At 65.2% G+C, this 279-nt stretch carries 1 pseudogene; it reads right to left on the reverse strand.

Annotation, left to right across the window (positions count from 1 at the left end):
• Positions 1 to 265: pseudogene (locus tag E0702_RS17125) on the reverse strand (NAD(P)/FAD-dependent oxidoreductase); the annotation flags it as partial.
• Between the last annotated feature and the right edge of the window lie 14 nt (positions 266 to 279).

Consider the following 279-nt stretch of genomic DNA (forward strand, 5'->3'; position numbering starts at 1 on the left):
TGCGCGCGTTCAGGACCGCGACCGCGTCCACGGCCCTGGCGAACCCGTCCTCATGGAAGCCGTTGCGCATCCAGGCGCCGCGGAAATAGGTGTTGCGCATCCCCTGCATGGACCGCAGCGCCTCGCGCGCATGCTGCGCCGGCATGTCGTAGACCGGGTGGTGGAAGGTCACCGTGTCATAGATCAGCGCGCCGCGGATCGGCCTGGTGGTGTTGAGCGTCACGAAGAGCGGATCGTCGTTGGGGATCGATTGCAGCTTGTTCATCCAGTAGGTCAGGT

This window comes from Halomonas marinisediminis, assembly GCF_004347715.1.
Taxonomy (GTDB): domain Bacteria; phylum Pseudomonadota; class Gammaproteobacteria; order Pseudomonadales; family Halomonadaceae; genus Halomonas; species Halomonas icarae.